This window comes from Streptantibioticus silvisoli, assembly GCF_027947535.2.
GTDB classification, from domain to species: Bacteria; Actinomycetota; Actinomycetes; order Streptomycetales; family Streptomycetaceae; genus Streptantibioticus_C; species Streptantibioticus_C silvisoli.
This window is the reverse complement of sequence record NZ_JAAGKO020000004.1, coordinates 189,374-205,984: the sequence shown is the minus strand read 5'-3', so window position 1 is coordinate 205,984 and position 16,611 is coordinate 189,374. Positions and strand designations below refer to the sequence as shown.

Below are 16,611 nucleotides of genomic sequence, written 5' to 3'. Positions count from 1 at the left end.
GGGGTCCCGGCCGGGCGGCGGCCGGGACCCGTCCCGTGCGGTACGGCGGGCGGCGGGGGCCGGGGTCAGACGGTGAACCCGTCGGCCGTGGTCAGCGCCTCGTCGAGGATGGCCAGGCCCTCCTTGGCCTCGGCCTCGGTGATGGTGCACGGCGGTACGACGTGGGTGCGGTTCATGTTCACGAACGGCCACAGTCCGTTCTTCTTGCAGGCGGCGGCGAACGCGCCCATCGGGGCGTTGTCGGCGGCGCTGGGGTTGTAGGGCACCAGCGGTTCGCGGGTCTCCTTGCTGCGCACCAGGTCCAGCGCCCAGAACACGCCCATGCCGCGGACCTCGCCGACGCTGGGGTGGCGGTCGGCGATCTCGCGCAGCGCCGGGCCGATGACGCGTTCGCCCAGGTCGGCGGCGTTCTCCACGATCCGCTCCTCGCGCATCGCGTTGATGGTGGCGACGGCGGAGGCGCAGGCCAGCGGGTGACCGGAGTAGGTGAGGCCGCCGGGGTAGGGGCGGGTGGCGAAGGTGGCGGCGATCTCGGCGGAGATGGCCACCCCGCCGAGCGGCACGTAGCCGGAGTTGACGCCCTTGGCGAAGGTCATCAGGTCGGGCACCACGTCCCAGTGGTCGGCGGCGAACCACCGGCCGGTGCGGCCGAAGCCGGCCATCACCTCGTCGAGGACGAAGACGATGCCGTACCGGTCGCACAGCGCGCGGACGCCCGCCAGGTAGCCCTCCGGCGGGACCAGCACGCCGGCGGTGCCGACGACGGTCTCCAGGATGATCGCCGCGATCGACTGCGGTCCTTCGAAGGCGATCAGGTCAGCCAGGTGCGACAGCGCCCGCTCGCACTCCTGCTCGGGGCTGTCGGAGTGGAACGGCGAGCGGTACGGGTAGGGGCCCCAGAAGTGCACGACGCCGGCCGAGGCGGTGTCCGACGGCCAGCGGCGCGGGTCGCCGGTGAGGTTGATCGCGCCGGAGGTGGCGCCGTGGTACGAGCGGTACGCGGACAGCACCTTGGGGCGGCCGGTGTGCAGCCGGGCCATCCGCACGGCGTTCTCCACCGCCTCGGCGCCGCCGTTGGTGAAGAAGATCTTGTCCAGGTCACCGGGGGTGCGCTCGGCGACCAGCCGGGCGGCCTCGGCGCGCACGTCGATGGCGTAGGCGGGCGCGAAGGTGGTCATCCGGCCGGCCTGCTCCTGGATGGCGGCGACCACCTTCGGGTGCTGGTAGCCGATGTTGGCGTTGACCAGCCCGGAGGAGAAGTCCAGGTAGGTATTGCCGTCGTAGTCCCAGAAGTAGGAGCCCTGCGCGCCGGCCACGGCCAGCGGCTCGATGAGCTCCTGGGCGGACCAGGAGTGGAAGACATGGGCCCGGTCGGCGGCCTTCACGGCGGCGCCCTTGGCCGGGTCGGGCTGGTGGTCGGCACGAGGGGTGGTCATGGCGCCAGCGTAGGCACGGCACGCGGAGCCGGGAAGCTTTCACCCTGTATGGTCCGGGCCGCCCGCGGCGACACAGTGTCGGCGTGGGCGGCCCGGGGGTGCGAACGGGCGGATCAGAGGAAGGAGTTGATCTCGATGGTCTCGTTGCGGCCGGGTCCGACGCCGATGGCGGAGATCCGCGCGCCGGACATCTCCTCCAGCGCCTTGACGTACGCCTTCGCGTTGGGCGGCAGCTCCTCGAACGTCTTCGCCGCGCTGATGTCCTCGGTCCAGCCCGGCAGCGTTTCGTAGATCGGCTTCGCGTGGTGGAAGTCGGTCTGGCTGTAGGGCAGTTCCTCCACCCGGGTGCCGTCGATGTCGTAGGCGACGCAGACCGGGATGCGTTCCCAGCCGGTGAGCACGTCGAGCTTGGTGAGGAAGAAGTCGGTCAGGCCGTTGACGCGGGTGGCGTACCGGGCGATGACCGCGTCGAACCAGCCGCAGCGCCGGTCGCGGCCGGTGGTCACGCCGCGTTCGCCGCCGATCCGGCGCAGCGCCTCGCCGTCCGCGTCGTGCAGTTCGGTCGGGAACGGGCCCGAGCCGACCCGGGTGGTGTACGCCTTGAGGATGCCGATGACGCGGGTGATGCGGGTCGGGCCGATGCCGGAGCCGGTGCAGGCGCCGCCGGCCGTCGGGTTGGAGGAGGTCACGAAGGGATACGTGCCGTGGTCGACGTCGAGCAGCGTGCCCTGGCCGCCTTCCAGCAGCACGACCTTGTCCTGGTCCAGCGCGTCGTTGAGCACCAGGGTGGTGTCGGTGACGAAGTCCTTGATCCGGTCGGCGTAGCCGAGGTACTCCTCGACGACCTGGTCGGTGGAGATCGCCCGGCGGTTGAAGATCTTCACCAGGATCTGGTTCTTGTCGCCGAGCGCGGCCTCGACCTTCTGCCGCAGGATCGACTCGTCGAACAGGTCCTGCACCCGCACGCCGACCCGGTTGATCTTGTCGGCGTAACTCGGGCCGATGCCGCGGCCGGTGGTGCCGATGCGGCGGGTGCCCAGGAAGCGTTCGGTGACCTTGTCCAGGGTCTGGTGGTACGGCGTGATCAGGTGGGCGTTGCCGCTGATCAGCAGGCGGGAGGTGTCGACCCCGCGCCCCTGGAGCCCGCTCAGCTCGGAGAGCAGGACGGCCGGGTCGACGACGACGCCGTTGCCGATGACGGGGACGCATCCGGGTGACAGGATGCCGGACGGCAACAGGTGGAGCGCGTACTTCTGGTCGCCGACCACCACGGTGTGGCCGGCGTTGTTGCCGCCCTGGTAACGGACGACGTAGTCGACGGAGCCGCCGAGGAGGTCGGTGGCCTTCCCCTTGCCCTCGTCACCCCACTGAGCACCGAGCAGCACAAGTGCGGGCACAGGCGTACACCCCTTCCGGGCGGGGCATGTCCAACGTGCGTCGCAGCAGTCGGTTCGGTGCCCCGGAATAGACGAAGCCCCTGGCGCAAAGGCGCAAGGGGCTCTTGCACCGAGATTTTACCCGAGAGGACCAAGGTGTCGGCTCATGCCCCGCTGCTTGTCGTCATAGACCCGGTGGCCCGCACGTTGGACGGCGAATCGGTGCGCATCGCGAAGGACGTCCTGCGGGCCGGCGCCGACTCGTTGAAATTCTGTCTGCCCGATTCCGTCGCCGAGTGGGAGCGGATGCTGCGGCACCGCGGCCGGCGCCGCCCGGTGGTGGTCGGCGACGACGCGGCGCTGCTGCGCACGGTGCGGACGCTGCGCAGTGAGGGCACGCTCGGGCAGCTGACGCTGTCCTACGTTCCGGTGGGGCCCCGGCGGCCGCAGGGGCTCGCGGAGCGGTTCGGGGTGCCGTTGTCGGCCGCGCCGGCCGCCCGCGCCGCGCTGGAGGGGGCGGAGCGGGCGCTGGACCTGCTGGTGGACGACAGCGGCGGCATCGTGGTCGGCGCGCTGCGCATCCCCGGGGTGGACGGCCGCCCGGAGCCGGCGCCGGAGCCGGCCGACGCCCGGCCGCCGGAGTCCGGGGACGGCGCCGCGCGACGGCACTGGCTGGAGCGCGGCGCGCGGTCGCTGGCCCGGGCGCTGTCGGGGCCGCACGGGCACCCGATGGAGCACCTGCTGCGGGTCGAGGCGGACGGTGTGCTGCTGGCCGACCTCGACCGCCCGGTCCACCAGGTCTGCGTCGACGCGCCCGACGGCGGTCTCGCACTGGTCCGGGTCCACCAGGCCGGCGACCGCACGACGCTGTCCGCCCACGAGTTCAGCGTCTCCGGCCGGGACTTCCGCTACCGCGCCGACGAGGCGGTGTGCGGCCCGGTGCGGCACCGCACCTGGACGGTGCACCCGTCGGCGTGGCGTCTGACGGTGCCGGCCAAGGACTGACCCGCGGCGGGGCGCCGGGGGCTGCCGCGGGGTGCCGGGGGCGGCCGCGGGGTGCCGGGGCTGCCGCAGGGCGCCGCACGCCGGCGGCGCGTCGGCCGTACGCCGGCGGCACCGGTCCGCACGGTGGGCCGCTCCGCACGGTGGGCCGCCTCCGGGCCGCACGGTGGGCCGGCCCCGGCCCCGGCCGCACGCCGGCGGCGCGTCGATCGCTCCCGGCCGCACGTCGATCGCCCCGACCGCATCCGGCCGCACGCTGGGCCGCCCCGGGCCTCCGGACCCCGCGCCTCCGCGCCTCCGCACCTCGCCCACCCCGGCCGCGCGTCTCCGAACCCGACCGCACCGCCGTGACCTGCGTCTTCCGCGCGAGTTGCCGACCTGTCTGGACCTTGGGACAGTGATCTGGGGCCGTTCGGGTGACGGCGCGGGCACGGAACGTCCACGCCATCGCCTCGTCCGGGGCCGCGGGGGCCGGGGCCGTCCCGGTCCGCCGGGCCGTCCCCGCGTCAGGCCGTCCGCGCCGGCGCCGGCGTGCCCCGGCTCCGTCCGCCGCCGTACCTCCTCCGCCGTACCTCCTCCCGGCCATGCCCGGGGTCCGCTCGGGGACCAAGTGACGAAGGGACGAGTACATGAACAAGCTCGCGAGGACCACGCTGGCGCTCGGCGCCAGCGGTCTGCTGTCGCTGGGCGCCGTCGCACCGGCCGCCGCCACTCCGCACGCCGCCACCGCGGGCACCGCGAAGATCTCCGTCTTCCACGGCATCCCGGGCATGACGGTCGACGTGTACGCCAACGGCAAGAAAATGCTGTCGGACCTCAAGCCCGGCAGCCTCACCCAGCCCACCGACCTGCCGCAGGGCACGTACGACATCAAGGTCCTGCGCGCCGGTTCGGCCCCCGGCAGCTCGCCGCTGCTCCAGCGCAGCGTCGACGTCACCAGCGGCTCGAACTCCACCTTGGTGGCGAACCTCAACCCCGGCGGCCAGCCCGCGCTGAACGCCTTCAGCAACGACGTCTCCGCGGTCCCGGCCGGCAAGGCGCGGCTCACCGTGCGGCACGTCGCGGCGGCTCCGGCGGTGGACGTCAAGGTCAACGGCGGCACGGTGTTCAAGGACCTGAAGAACCCGGGCCAGGCCCAGGTGGACGTCCCGGCCGGCACGATCAACACCAGCGTCGTCCTCACCGGCACCGACAAGGTCGTCCTGGGCCCGTCCCGCTACACCGTGACGGCCGGCAGCAACACCGTCGTCTACGCCTGGGGCAGCGCCAACAACCGCGACCTCGCCCTGAAGGTGCAGTCCCTGGCCCACTGACGAGGCCACCGCCGGCGCGAAGTCCTGCGAGGGGTGCCCCGCGGTCCGGGCGTCCGGCGGGGGAGGACGTTCTCGCGGTCCGGGTGGGCGTGCGGCGGTGAACGGCCGCCGTGCGCCCACCCGTTCGCGCGCCCGCACCGCACCGCACCGGATCGGCGGGCGGGCCGGCGTCAGACCCGGGCCGGCACGTCGGGCACCGCGGGGGCGGGTACGGCGGGGGCGGCGCCGGGGCGGCGGGAGCGGTCCGGGCGGCGGAGGGAGCGGAAGAAGCGGTCCGGCAGGAAGACCGCGTCGGCGACGATCATGGCGCCGGAGAAGACCGGCAGCCCCAGGAGCACGGCGATGCCCAGGTGCATGCCGAGCAGCAGCGCCAGGACCGCGTACTTCGCCCTGCTGAACGCCGCGAACGGCACGGCCACCTGGACCAGGACGGTCAGGTACCCGGTGACCGCCAGGGCCAGCGGGTGCTGGTCGGCGAGGTGGGACAGCGCCGGCCACGGCTGGAACAGGCCGAGGTGCAGGACGTAGTGCAGCGCGGTGCCGTCCCGCCACTGGTCGCCCTGGACCTTGTACAGGCCGGTGGAGCCGTACAGGACGCAGACCTGGGCGGCGATGACGAACATCGCGCAGTTGTGCAGCACGGTACGCAGCCGCACCCGGACCAGGGCGGCCTGCCGGACGGCGGGACGCGCCGGGCGGCGACCGCGTCTGCGGGCGTCGAGCGACCAGCGGGAGCCGCAGGCGGTGAACGCCAGGTAGACGGCCATCAGGACGATGAGGTTGTCGCCACCGTCCGTCATGAGGATGGCCCGGCCGTGGAAGGACGTCACGACGAGGGCGAACAGCACGGACAGCGCCCGGGTCCGCCAGCCCAGCGCGAACAGGGCGCAGACCAGCAGGGCGAACGCGTAGCAGCACGCGAACCAGGCGGGGCGGTCGCTGAGGGTCAGGACACTGAACCAGCCGGTCCGGCCCTGGAGTTCTCGCGCGAGCGCCGGGCTCCACGGTGAACCGGGCCCCCAGATCTCGTCGCGGTGCGGGAACTCGCGCAGCAGGAACGCCAGGTAGAGCAGTCCGTAGCCGGCCCGCAGCACGGCGGCGGCGTGCAGGGAGACCGCTCGTTCGGTCAGCAGGGTGAACGCCCGGGTGACCGGGTCGGGGGTGCGGTCAGCGGCCATGGGAGGTCACCTGCCACCACGGGAGGATCTGGGTGCTGGAGGGCGTGCGGGGGCCCGGGCTTCCCGGGAGGCCGATCGGGGTGGTGTCGACGCGCAGCTGGACGGCGTCGAACGCGCCGGAGCCGTGGGCGGCCAGCCGCTGGGCGGCGATGCCGGCCAGGTACCGCCGCAGCATGCGGGCCCGCTCCGGACCGGGTTCGTCACCGGTCCCCTGGGCGGTGGAGTAGAGGGACCACGCCCGGCGCAGCATGTTCTGCGCCGTGTGGCTGGGGAAGGGGTCGTGCCGGACGGCGGCGGTGTCCTGCGCGGTCAGGTCCAGCCAGCGGCCGGCCCGCCGGGTGCCGCCGGCCGAGGTCGTCGCGGCGCGCGCCCAGACCTCCTGCGGCGCGGATTCCGGATTCGGCGCGAACATCTGCCAGTTCTGCTCGAAATAGGGATAGATCCACGCGTTGATCTGCCGCTGATATCGCTGGGACACGACATTCGGCGGCGCGTTGTAGAGGAATACCAGGCACAGGTGGACAAGGGCCGTGGTGACGCACACGGCCGCTCCGACGGCGATGATGATTGCGGCCGTGCGGGAAAGCGGGACATCCGGTTCCGCCGTTCCGGTCACGGCCGGTGCCGGCGCGGGAACGGTGCTTGTCGCACGGTGGCGGTCAGTACTGCTCATCTCTTCCTTTCCGGCCGGGGGCGCAGGCGTGGCGAGCGCGCGCCGCGGCCGCTCCCCGGGACGGTGGTCCGTCCCCGGGAGCAGCCACGGCACGGTGGGGGTGCGGACGCGGGTCAGATCCGCGCGGTACGCGGGCCGCGGCGGCGCACGGCGTACGCTCCGGTGCCCAGCGCGGTCAGGGCCAGCAGGCCGGCGCCGGCGCCGAGTTCACCGGCCGAGCCGCCCTGCGAGCCGCCGAACCCGGTGCCCGGGGTGCCGTACGGGCGGTGGCCGTGGTGCCGCCGGCCGTGGTCGGACCCACCGTGGTCGAACCCGCCGTGGTGCGGACGGTGGTGGTGCGGACGGTGGTGGTGGTGACCGCAGTGGTGGTACCGGCCGCAGTGGTGGCCGCCCCCTCCGCCGCCGGTCGTCCCGCCGGTGTTCCCACCGGTCGTGCCACCCGTGTTCCCGCCGGTCGTACCACCCGTGTTCCCACCGGTCGTACCACCGGTGTTCCCGCCGGTCGTACCACCCGTGTTCCCACCGGTCGTACCACCGGTGTTCCCACCCGTCGTGCCGCCGGTGTTCCCACCGGTGTTGCCGCCCGTCGTGCCGCCGGTGGTGGCGCTGCCGCAGACCGAGCGGGTGATGGTGTTGGTGTCCAGCGTGACCGACCCGTTGCGGGCCAGCGTCCGGCCGTCGACGGTCGCGCCGGTGGTGGCCGAGATCGAGGTGAGGGCCAGGATGTTGCCCACGAAGGTGGAGTTGGTGCCCAGGGTGGCCGAACTGCCCACCTGCCAGAAGACGTTGCACGGCTGGGCACCGTTGATCAGGACGACCCGGCTGGCGGAGGCCGTGGTCAGGGTGGACCCGATCTGGAAGATGAAGACGGCGTTCGGGTCGCCCTCGGCGTCGAGCGTCAGGGTGCCGGTCAGGCCGATCGACGACGAGCCGTGGTAGACGCCGGGCGTCAGCGTCAGACCGCCGAGGTCACCGGCGATGTTGGCGTCCGGCGCCTGGCCCGCGGCGTTGTTGTAGGCGGCGGTCAGGTCGGTCTGCGCCTGGAGGGCGACCGCGTCCGCGGAGTGGATGACGCCGTTCACCGTGCCGGGCGGGAATCCGGTGACCGAGGTGCCCGGGCTGACGCCGACGTTGCCGGTGATCACGGAGGGGCCGGTGTTGGTGACGCTCTGGCCGGCCAGGACCGCGAAACTGCTGGTCGTACCCAGCGGCACGGCCACCCCGATCGCGCTCGCCCCGGCCGGCGTGAAGGCCGCCCACGCCGCCGCGAGGCTCACGACGAGGGCCGACGCGCCCCAGGCGTGGAAAGCGCGCCGTCTCGGCACGCCAGGTGATTTCTTTTTCATGGTGACGACTGACCCCTTCAGAACGTTCCGACGGTTTCTGGGTCGCCGAGAAGCGATGACAGACGCACGGTCGAATTCCGGTAAAGGGCAATGCGTTCCCGTCGCGACTCTCCGGCGGAGAGACACTTGCTCGGCATATTCCACGAGAACGCTATGCGGACGTCACGGATTCACCGGGGACGCGCGGCGGCGCATCCGGGTGAATTGTCATACGGGCTTATTTTCATATTCGGACACGGCAGAGCCCGCCCCGCCCCCGCCGGGGGAGGTGGGACGGGCCCGGGTACCGGATCAGACCTCGACGAGCAGCTCGGTCAGGCCGCGGATGACGTAGCCCGGCTTCCACGACGGCTCGCGCACCAGCCGCAGTCCGGGTGCCGCCCGCAGCAACGCGCCGAAGGACGCCAGCAGTTCGACGCGGGCCAGTGGCGCACCGAGGCAGTAGTGGATGCCGGCGCCGAAGGTGACGTGCGGGTTGTCCTCGCGGGCGAGGTCGAGGCGGCCGGGGTCGGTGAAGTGCGCCGGGTCGTGGTTGGCGGAGCCGAACAGCAGCGCCACCTCGCTGCCGCGCGGGATCACCGTGCCGCCCAGCTCGATGTCGTCCAGCACCCAGCGTTCGAACATCTGCAACGGGGTGTCGTAGCGCAGGAGTTCCTCGACGGCGGTGGGCAGCAGGCCGGGGCGGGCGCGCAGCGCGGCGAGCTGCTCGGGGTGCCGGAACAGCGTCCACCAGCCGTTGACCGTGGTGTTGACGGTGGCCTCGTGGCCGGCGTTGAGCAGCAGGACGCAGGTGGAGACCATCTCCTGCTCGGTGAGCGTCTCACCGCCGTCGTGGGCGGCGATCAGCGCGCTGACCAGGTCGTCGCCGGGACGGGCGCGGCGCTGGGCGATCAGGCCGCGCAGGTAGCCGGAGAACTCCTCGCTGGCGCGGACCGCGGCGGCGGCGGTGGCCTCGTCCGGGTTCAGCTCGAACATGCCGCAGATCGCCGCCGACCAGGGCCGCAGCGGCTCCCGGTCCTGCGGGGGTATGCCGAGCATCTCGGCGATGACGGCGACCGGCAGGGGTTCGGCGACCTGGGCCAGCAGGTCGCCGCCGCCGTCCGCCACCAGGTCGTCGGCCAGCCGGGACGCCAGCGACTCCACGGTCGGCCGCAGCCGCTCGACGGTCCGCGGGGTGAACGCCTTCGACACCAGCCGCCGGATGCGGGTGTGGTCGGGCGCCTCCAGGTCGAGCAGCCCGTTGCCGTTCAGCACGTGGAACGGCTCGTGCTCGGGCGGGGGCGGGGTGCGGCCGAACTCCTCGTGGCTGAACCGGTGCTGGTAGGTGCGGCCCAGGCGCCGGTCGCGCAGCAGCGCGCTGACGTCGTCGTGGTGCGGCACCAGCCACTGCCGGGTCGGTTCGAACCGGACCGCCCGGCCGCGGTCGCGCAGTGCGGCGTAGGCGGGGTAGGGGTCGGCGACGAAGGCGGGCGACCAGGGGTCGAAGGCGGTCACGCGAACTCCCGCAGGGCGTCGAGCAGATGGGGGAAGGCGGCGCTGCCGGGGGTGAGCGCCGCGAAGTGCCCGGTGCCGGGCAGCTCGCGCAGCGCCGCGCCGGAGGCGGCCGTGTACCGGCGGGACAGCTCCACCGGCACGTCCGGGTCGTCGGTGCCGTGCAGCAGCACCGCGGGCCGGGCGGCGGGCAGCAGCCGCCCGGGGTCGGCGTCGTCCAGCGGGCCGTCCGGGCCGAGCAGCTCGTCGACGGCGTGGTCGCTCAGCCCCAGCTCGCGGGCCAGCGCGAGGTCGGCCACCGGGCCGACGGCGACCACGCCGCGCACCCGTTCCGGCAGCCGGTGCGCGGCCCACAGCGCGAGCTGGCCGCCCGCGGAGTGGCCCAGCAGCACCTGGGCTGCGCCGTCCGGCCAGGCGCCCGCGACCACCGCCGCCACGTCGGCCGACATCTCGGGCCAGCGACCGCCGCCGCCGACCCGGCGGTACTCGGCGAGCGCGACCGCGTAGCCCTCGGCGGCCAGCGCGCCGGCGGTCGCCGCCAGGTAGCCGCGGTCGTGGCGCTGACGCCAGTAGCCGCCGTGCAGCACGGTCACCCGCGGGCCGGCCGGGTCGCCGTGGAAGTCCACCACCTGCGACGCGTGCGGCCCGTACCGCCAGGTGCGCGCGGGCGGCGGCGCCGGCAGGGCGGCCAGCGCCGGCCACTCCCCCGCGACGCGGGCCGCGGCGCCGGTCACCGGGCGTCCCCGGCCAGCACCTCGCCCAGGACGCGGGCGGCGCGCAGCGCGTCGGCATACCGGGTGTACAGCGGCGTGAAGCCGAACCGCAGCACGTCGGGACGGCGGAAGTCGCCCACCACCCCGCGGGCGATCAGCTCCCGCATCACCTCACCGGCGCCGGCGCAGCGCAGGCTGACCTGGCTGCCGCGTTCGGCGTGCGCGGCCGGCGTCACCGGCTCCACCCGGCCGGCGGGCACCAGGGCGGCGACGCAGTCGAGGAAGAAGTCGGTCAGCGCCAGGCTCTTGGCCCGCACCTGCTCGATCCGCACGCCGTCCCAGGCCTCCAGCGCGGTCTCCAGCGCCAGCAGCGACAGGATCTCCGGCGTGCCGACCCGGCCGCGCGCCGCGCCGTCGGCGGGCCGGTAGCCGGGGGTCATGCCGAACGGGTCGGCGTGCGAGTTCCAGCCCGGCAGCGGCGAGTCGAACCGCGGCTGGAGGTCGCGCCGCACGTAGAGGTACGCGGGCGCGCCCGGCCCACCGTTGAGGTACTTGTACGTACATCCGATCGCGAGGTCGACGCCGTGCGCGTCCAGTCCGACCGGCAGGGCGCCGGCGCTGTGGCACAGGTCCCACACGACCAGCGCGCCGGCCGCGTGCGCCGCGGCGGTGACGCCGGGCAGGTCGTGCAGCCGTCCGGTGCGATAGTCGACGTGGTTGACCAGCGCGACGGCGGTACGCGGGCCGATCTCGCCGGCCATCGCGGCGGCGTCCACCGGCCGGACCGTGCGGCCGGTGAGCCGGGCGGCGGAGGCGGCGATGTACCCGTCGGTCGGGAAGGTCGCGGCGTCGACCAGGATCTCGTCGCGGTCCTGCCCGGCGAGCCGGACCGCGCCGACGACGGCCTTGAAGACGTTGACGCTGGTGGAGTCGCCGACCACGATCTGCCCGGCCGCCGCGCCCACCAGCGGCGCGATCCGGTCGCCGATCCGCTCCGGCGCCGTCCACCAGCCCGACTCCGTCCAGGACCGGATGCGCAGCGCACCCCATTCCTCGGTCACCACCCGGTGCAGCCGGTCCGCGACCGCGGTGGGCAGCGCGCCCAGCGAGTTGCCGTCCAGGTAGACGGTGTCGTCCAGCGCGAACCGGTCCCGCACCGCGGCCAGCGGATCGGCGCCGTCCAGCGCGCGGGCGCGGTCGTCCAACGTGGGGGTCCGCTGCGCGGCGCCGGGGGTGGTCTGCTGCGCGGCGCCGGTGGTGGCCGGTGCGGTCTGCTCCGCTGCGCCGGCGGTGACCGGGGCGGCGTGCGGGGGGTGGGCGGCGGTGTCCTCGGGGGCGTCAGACATGGCTGCGGGCCGTCCACAGTTCGGGGAAGACGGTCTTGGCGGCACGTTTCTCCAACCAGGCGACACCGGCCGAGCCGCCGGTGCCCGACTTGGCGCCCATCGCGCGGCGGGTGGCGACCAGGTGGTCGTTGCGCCAGCGCCAGACGAGTTCGGCGACCTCGGTCAGCGCCTCGCCGAGCCGCACCTCCGGGGTGTCCTGCCCGCCGGCGTAGACGTTCGCCCAGACCTGCTCCACGCGCGGGTCGGGCACGTAGCGGGCGGACAGGTCGCGGCCGAGGACCTCCGGCGGGACGGCGTGGCCGCGGCGGGCCAGGTAGCCGAGCACCTCGTCGTACAGGCTCGGCTCGTACAGCGCCTTCTCCAGCTCGGCGTGCACCCGGGGGGCGCCGCGGTGCGGCACCAGCATGGACGCCGACTTGTCGCCGAGCAGGAACTCCAGCCGCCGGTACATCGCGGACTGGAACCCCGAACCGTCGCCGAGCGCCGCGCGGTAGGCGTTGAACTGGACCGGTGTCAGGTGGGCCAGCGGCTTCCAGGAGGCGTTGAGCGACTCCAGCTCCCACGTGCTGCGGCGCAGCGCCTCCAGCACGACCGGCAGCTCGTCCTGGCGCAGCGCCTCGCAGGCGACCTGCCATTCGTGGACCAGCACGGTGAACCACAGTTCCATCACCTGGGTGGCCACCAGGAAGACCATCTCGCCCGGCTCGTCCGACAGCGGGTGCTGGAGATGGGTGAGGACGTCGGCCTGGACGTAGTCCTCGTAGGGCGTGGTGCCCTCGAAGTCGAGGTTCGGGGTCTCCGGTCCGGCTTCGTTTCGGGCCTCGGGGGGCGGTACGGACATCACTTTCTCCGTTCATTGCGGCCCCACGGGATCGCCGGGGGCCATGCGGAGATCTTCCGCATGGCCCGGCCGGACCGCAAGGTCTGCCGGAGTGACCCCCCGCACGTGGCGCGGGGGGTCACCCGGGTCCGTCAGCCCAGCGTGTCGGCCGCGGTCGGGGAGGAGTCGCGCAGGAACGTGCTGCAGCGCTCGTACTCCTCGCTCTCACCGATCGCCTGCGCCGCGCGGGCCAGCGCGTGCAGCGCCCGCAGGAAGCCGCGGTTCGGCTCGTGCTCGAACGGCACCGGGCCGTGGCCCTTCCACCCCGCGCGCCGCAGCGCGTCCAGCCCGCGGTGGTAGCCGGTCCGGGCGTACGCGTAGGACGCCACGGTGTTGCCCGTCTCGAACGCGTCGTCGGCGAGCTGCGCCCACGCGAGGGAGGACGACGGGTACTTCGCCGCGACGTCCGCGGGTGCGGCGCCGGAGGCGAGCAGGTCACGCGGCTCCGGGTCGTCGGGAAGGTGGGTGGGGGCGGGTCCCCCGAGCAGGTTCTCGTGTGTAGCCATGGTTTCCAGTCTGCCGGTTCCCGCGACGGGACGCGGCACGGCCCCGGCGGACCAAGGTCTCCGGGGCCGTGCGCGGGCCACGCCGCGAGCACGCTGCGGGTGCGGATGCGGTGCGGTGGTGCGGTTGCGATGTGGTGCGTGGTGCGATTGCGGTGCGTGGTGCGGTGGTACGTGGTGCGGGTGCGGTGGTGCGATTGCGGTGGTGCGGGGTGCGGTGCTTGGTGCGGGTGGCACGGGTGCGGCGGCGGCGCGTCCGCGGCGCGTTCGGCGGTGCGTCTCCGCGCCCGTCAGGCGTTGCGTCTCCGCGTCCGTCCGGCGGTGCGATGACGCGTGCGGTGCGTGGTCCGCGGTGTGCCGCGCCCGTGCCGCGGCGGCTACTTGAGCTTCTTGCCGGCCGACCGCAGGTTCTCCGTGGCGGTGACGACGCGGGCGGCCATGCCGGCCTCGGCGGCCTTGCCCCACACGCGCGGGTCGTAGGTCTTCTTGTCGCCGACCTCGCCGTCGACCTTCAGCACGCCGTCGTAGTTGGCGAGCATGTGCCCGGCGACCGGGCGGGTGAAGGCGTACTGGGTGTCGGTGTCGATGTTCATCTTGACCACCCCGTACTCCAGCGCCTCGTTGATCTCCTCGATCGTCGAGCCGGAGCCGCCGTGGAAGACGAAGTCGAACGGGCTCGGCTTGCCGTACTTCTCGCCGACCGCGTCCTGGAGTTCCTTCAGGATCGACGGGCGCAGCACGACGTTGCCCGGCTTGTAGACGCCGTGCACGTTGCCGAAGGAGGCGGCCAGCAGGTAGCGGCCCTTCTCGCCCAGGCCGACCGCCTCGGCGGTGCGGAACCCGTCGTCGACGGAGGTGTAGAGGGAGTCGTTGATCTCGTGGGAGACGCCGTCCTCCTCGCCGCCGGTCGGGGTGATCTCCATCTCCAGGATGATCTTCGCCTTGACCGCCTGGGCCAGCAGCTCCTTGGCGATGTCCAGGTTGTCGGCCAGGTTCTCCGCCGAGCCGTCCCACATGTGCGACTGGAACAGCGGGTTGCGGCCGGCCGCGACGCGCTCCTGGCTGATGGCCAGCAGCGGGCGGACGTAGCTGTCGAGCTTGCCCTTCGGGCAGTGGTCGGTGTGCAGCGCCACGTTGACCGGGTACTTCTCCGCGACGATGTGCGCGAACTCGGCCAGCGCGACCGCGCCGGTGACCATGTCCTTGCTGTACTGACCGCCCAGGAACTCCGCGCCACCGGTGGAGATCTGGACGATGCCGTCGCTTTCCGCCTCGGCGAGACCGCGCAGCGCGGCGTGCAGGGTCTGCGACGAGGTCACGTTGACGGCCGGGTAGGCGAACTTGCCTGCCTTCGCCCGGTCGAGCATCTCGTTGTAGACCTCGGGGGTTGCGATGGGCATGTGTCCGCTCCTTGGACTTGCGGGTGTGCGGTGCTTCAGGGGCTCTCTCGACGCCGTTGTCGCCCTCATCCTTCCAGACGCGGCGACCGAGGCACATACCCCGTTTTGGGGGCGTTTGTACGACTGTTGGGCGGCGGCGGGTGTTTCACGTGAAACACCCGCCCGGCTCAACGGGTCCCGCCCCGCCCGGTTCCAGGGGCTTCCGCCAGGCGTTTGCCGGGGGTGAGTTGGCGGCGGGCCGTTGTCCGGGCTTCCGTTGACCGTTGCGCGGACCCGCGGTGACCGTTGCGCGGGCCTCCGTTGACCGCCACCCCGGACGCCCGGGCCTCCGCAGACCCCCACCCCCGGCGCCCGGGCCCTCCGTCAGCCGTTACAGGCCGAGGTCGCCCACCCCGTAGGCGTAGTGGTACGACAGCCCGGCGTCGGCGATCGCACCGGCCGCGCCGCGTTCGAGCAGGACGGCCACGCCGACCACCTCGGCGCCCGCCTCGCGCAGCGCCTCGACCGCGGTGAGCACCGAACCGCCGGTGGTGGAGGTGTCCTCGACCGCCAGCACACGGCGGCCGGCGACGTCCGGGCCCTCGATGCGGCGCTGGAGGCCGTGCGCCTTACCGGTCTTGCGGACCACGAAGGCGTCCAGCGAACGGCCCCGCGCGGCGGCGGCGTGCAGCATGGCGGCCGCCACCGGGTCGGCGCCCAGCGTCAGTCCGCCGACCGCGTCGTACTCCAGGTCGGCGGTCAGGTCGAGCATGACCTGCCCCACCAGCGGCGCCGCCGCGCCGTCCAGCGCGACCCGGCGCAGGTCGACGTAGTAGTCCGCCTCCAGCCCCGAGGACAGCGTCACCTTGCCGTGGACCACGGCCTTTTCCTTGATCTGCCGCAGCAGAGCCTCACGGGCGTCAGTCATGCGACGAGGGTAACGAGCCGACGCCGGCGGTGGTGAACCGGTGGGAGCGGGGCCGGGACGGGCGGTGCGGGGGCGGGACGGGCGGTGCGGGGGCGGGACGGGCGGCGGCGACGGCCGCGTGCGGATCGCGGGGGGCGATTGGCGCCGCGAGCCAGGGCACCGGGCGGTGCTGTCGAACCCGTCGGGTCCCCCGGAAGGGGCGGGCCCTCACGGAGCGCCGGGCGGGGCGGCGGTGGGACGGTGGTCCGCGCAACCCGCCGCGGCGCGGTAGGCACCGGGGGTCTGGCCCATCGTCCGGGCGAAGGTGTCGATGAACGCGCTGGTCGTGGCCCAGCCGCAGCGCCGGGCGGTCTCGGTGACCGTCGCCCCCTCGGCGAGGTGGATCATCGCGTGGAAGACACGCGTGGTGGTGCGCCACTGCGGGTAGGTCGTGCCGAACTCGGTCCGGAACAGCCGGGCGAGCGTCCGCTCACCGACCCCGGCCCGGCGGGCGAGGGCGGCCGCGGTGCGCGGCCGGGTCAGGTCCTCGGCGACGAGCCGGCAGACCTGGGCCAGCCGGGGGTCGCGGGCGATCGGCAGCGTCAGGGGCTGGACGTGGGCGCGGCGCAGCCGGTCGGTCAGCACCGCCCGCATCCGCCGGGCCTCGGGGTCCGGCAGGCCGGGTCCGGTGCAGGCGACGAGCAGTTCCCGCAGCAGACCGTCCACGGCCACGACGGTCGGCGACCCGGTCGGCAGCGGGGCGTCGTCCGCCGGGAAGCCGACGGTGTGCACGGAGGTCCGCCCGTGGACCCGGTGCTCGTGCCAGGTGCCGGCGGGGGTCCACACGGCGCGGCCGGACGAGGCGACCCAGGCCCCCGCGTCGGTCTGGACGGCGAGCACGCCGGTGCTGACGTGGATGAGCTGGTGGTGGTCGTGGCGGTGCCGGGCGATGATCTCGCCGGAGGCGTGGGTGTGCGTGCTGGTGGGGGCGATCCCGGGTTGGCCGTTCCGCGACATGGAACGGCAGAATAACGGAAGCACGACTGGCGGTGCTCATGACACCGTGAC

Annotated in this window: 15 protein-coding genes; 2 read left to right on the top strand and 13 right to left on the bottom strand. The window is 73.8% G+C overall.

All coding sequences use genetic code 11. The features are described 5' to 3' along the window. Positions 1 to 65 precede the first annotated feature (65 nt). Both POF43_RS04925 and POF43_RS04920 read right to left on the bottom strand, forming a co-directional pair. Positions 66 to 1,436, bottom strand: a complete 1,371-nt coding sequence (locus tag POF43_RS04925; protein WP_271316228.1) for an aspartate aminotransferase family protein — start codon at positions 1,434 to 1,436, stop codon at positions 66 to 68. Positions 1,437 to 1,549: 113 nt separating this feature from the next. Further along, on the bottom strand, positions 1,550 to 2,833 hold the full coding sequence (locus POF43_RS04920; protein ID WP_271316227.1) for an adenylosuccinate synthase: 1,284 nt from the start codon (positions 2,831 to 2,833) through the stop codon (positions 1,550 to 1,552). A 135-nt stretch (positions 2,834 to 2,968) separates the two neighbouring features. Here POF43_RS04920 and POF43_RS04915 point away from each other — a divergent pair, with 135 nt between their 5' ends. Then, on the top strand, positions 2,969 to 3,817 hold the full coding sequence (locus POF43_RS04915; RefSeq protein WP_271316226.1) for a diacylglycerol kinase: 849 nt from the start codon (positions 2,969 to 2,971) through the stop codon (positions 3,815 to 3,817). A 626-nt stretch (positions 3,818 to 4,443) separates the two neighbouring features. Next, complete coding sequence (locus POF43_RS04910; protein WP_271325962.1) at positions 4,444 to 5,127, top strand: DUF4397 domain-containing protein; 684 nt, start codon at positions 4,444 to 4,446, stop codon at positions 5,125 to 5,127. Between the two features lie 170 nt (positions 5,128 to 5,297). Here the strand turns inward: POF43_RS04910 and POF43_RS04905 are convergent, their stop codons facing one another. The 11 genes from POF43_RS04905 to POF43_RS04855 form a co-directional block, all read right to left on the bottom strand. Continuing rightward, positions 5,298 to 6,305 (bottom strand): HTTM domain-containing protein, encoded by a 1,008-nt coding sequence (locus POF43_RS04905; protein WP_282704424.1) that lies wholly within the window; start codon positions 6,303 to 6,305, stop codon positions 5,298 to 5,300. Next, entirely contained in the window at positions 6,295 to 6,849 is a 555-nt protein-coding gene (locus POF43_RS04900) for a DUF5819 family protein (RefSeq protein ID WP_271324723.1), read from the bottom strand. The genes POF43_RS04905 and POF43_RS04900 overlap by 11 nt, the downstream gene beginning before the upstream one ends. A 242-nt stretch (positions 6,850 to 7,091) precedes the next feature. Next, positions 7,092 to 8,303, bottom strand: coding sequence for an ice-binding family protein (locus tag POF43_RS04895; RefSeq protein WP_372515835.1), 1,212 nt, complete (start codon positions 8,301 to 8,303; stop codon positions 7,092 to 7,094). Between the two features lie 312 nt (positions 8,304 to 8,615). Further along, positions 8,616 to 9,818, bottom strand: a complete 1,203-nt coding sequence (locus tag POF43_RS04890; protein ID WP_271316739.1) for a cytochrome P450 — start codon at positions 9,816 to 9,818, stop codon at positions 8,616 to 8,618. Further along, entirely contained in the window at positions 9,815 to 10,549 is a 735-nt protein-coding gene (locus tag POF43_RS04885) for an alpha/beta fold hydrolase (RefSeq protein WP_271324724.1), read from the bottom strand. The genes POF43_RS04890 and POF43_RS04885 overlap by 4 nt, the downstream gene beginning before the upstream one ends. Next, complete coding sequence (kynU, locus tag POF43_RS04880; protein ID WP_282704423.1) at positions 10,546 to 11,874, bottom strand: kynureninase; 1,329 nt, start codon at positions 11,872 to 11,874, stop codon at positions 10,546 to 10,548. Before kynU ends, POF43_RS04885 begins: the two co-directional genes overlap by 4 nt. After that, positions 11,867 to 12,715 (bottom strand): tryptophan 2,3-dioxygenase family protein, encoded by an 849-nt coding sequence (locus POF43_RS04875; protein ID WP_271317855.1) that lies wholly within the window; start codon positions 12,713 to 12,715, stop codon positions 11,867 to 11,869. Before POF43_RS04875 ends, kynU begins: the two co-directional genes overlap by 8 nt. A 131-nt stretch (positions 12,716 to 12,846) precedes the next feature. Further along, positions 12,847 to 13,260, bottom strand: a complete 414-nt coding sequence (locus POF43_RS04870) for a DUF3151 domain-containing protein (RefSeq protein ID WP_271325358.1) — start codon at positions 13,258 to 13,260, stop codon at positions 12,847 to 12,849. A 374-nt stretch (positions 13,261 to 13,634) separates the two neighbouring features. After that, complete coding sequence (gene fbaA / locus POF43_RS04865) at positions 13,635 to 14,657, bottom strand: class II fructose-bisphosphate aldolase (protein WP_271317857.1); 1,023 nt, start codon at positions 14,655 to 14,657, stop codon at positions 13,635 to 13,637. A 370-nt stretch (positions 14,658 to 15,027) separates the two neighbouring features. Next, complete coding sequence (gene pyrE, locus POF43_RS04860) at positions 15,028 to 15,564, bottom strand: orotate phosphoribosyltransferase (protein ID WP_271317858.1); 537 nt, start codon at positions 15,562 to 15,564, stop codon at positions 15,028 to 15,030. 207 nt (positions 15,565 to 15,771) lie between these two features. Next, positions 15,772 to 16,560 carry an AraC family transcriptional regulator gene (locus POF43_RS04855; protein WP_271325698.1) on the bottom strand — a complete coding sequence of 263 codons (789 nt, stop codon included), beginning with the start codon at positions 16,558 to 16,560 and terminating at the stop codon, positions 15,772 to 15,774. Positions 16,561 to 16,611: the final 51 nt, after the last annotated feature.

Bases quoted from the DNA above. Each gene is read 5' to 3' on its own strand.
- pyrE (WP_271317858.1), bottom strand. From the start codon at position 15,564: ATGACTGACGCCCGTGAGGCTCTGCTGCGGCAGATCAAGGAAAAGGCC.
- POF43_RS04870 (WP_271325358.1), bottom strand. From the start codon at position 13,260: ATGGCTACACACGAGAACCTGCTCGGGGGACCCGCCCCCACCCACCTT.
- POF43_RS04910 (WP_271325962.1), top strand. From the start codon at position 4,444: ATGAACAAGCTCGCGAGGACCACGCTGGCGCTCGGCGCCAGCGGTCTG.
- POF43_RS04925 (WP_271316228.1), bottom strand. From the start codon at position 1,436: ATGACCACCCCTCGTGCCGACCACCAGCCCGACCCGGCCAAGGGCGCC.
- POF43_RS04855 (WP_271325698.1), bottom strand. From the start codon at position 16,560: ATGTCGCGGAACGGCCAACCCGGGATCGCCCCCACCAGCACGCACACC.
- kynU (WP_282704423.1), bottom strand. From the start codon at position 11,874: ATGTCTGACGCCCCCGAGGACACCGCCGCCCACCCCCCGCACGCCGCC.
- POF43_RS04875 (WP_271317855.1), bottom strand. From the start codon at position 12,715: ATGTCCGTACCGCCCCCCGAGGCCCGAAACGAAGCCGGACCGGAGACC.
- POF43_RS04905 (WP_282704424.1), bottom strand. From the start codon at position 6,305: ATGGCCGCTGACCGCACCCCCGACCCGGTCACCCGGGCGTTCACCCTG.
- fbaA (WP_271317857.1), bottom strand. From the start codon at position 14,657: ATGCCCATCGCAACCCCCGAGGTCTACAACGAGATGCTCGACCGGGCG.